1 protein-coding gene is annotated in these 443 nt (G+C 68.2%); it reads left to right on the top strand.

The window, feature by feature from the left end; genetic code table 11:
- Nucleotides 1–90: 90 nt before the first annotated feature.
- The coding region (locus tag ACG2LG_RS24245; protein ID WP_396263490.1) for a transposase at nt 91–443 on the top strand (353 nt) is incomplete at its 3' end.

The raw sequence follows: 443 nt of genomic DNA, 5'->3' as shown, positions 1-443 counted from the left end.
TTTTCTAGCGCGGAAAAGGGGTGACGTCGAGAATGGAACCCCATGAACGAAAAGACAGAGAGGGTCCGCAAAAGGACCCCGAGAAGGAAGTTGGCACGTCGCAGAAAGTGGCGTGAATCGGAGCCGCGGCGGAGGGGCTATCCGCCCGAGTTCCGGCTCAAGGCGGCGCTGATGTGCGTCGAGGGAGGGGCGGTCCAGAAGACCGTCGCCCACGAGTTGGGCATCTCGCCGAACACGCTCAACACCTGGGTGCTGGCGTATCGCCGGGAAGGTCCCGAGTCGCCCCTGCTGCGCGCTTCGCCGCCGCCCGCGGGCGGCGGCGAAGCGCGCCGGCGCCTGCCACCCCCGGTGCGTGGCAAGATCGTCGATCTCAAGCAGGCCAACCCCGGCTGGGGCGTGCGCCGCATCGCCCAGGTGCTGCGCCGCTGGTTCCTCATGGAGGC

This window comes from Haloferula sp. A504, from assembly GCF_044385805.1.
Taxonomy (GTDB): domain Bacteria; phylum Verrucomicrobiota; class Verrucomicrobiia; order Verrucomicrobiales; family Akkermansiaceae; genus Haloferula.
This window is presented reverse-complemented; position numbering and strand designations above follow the sequence as displayed.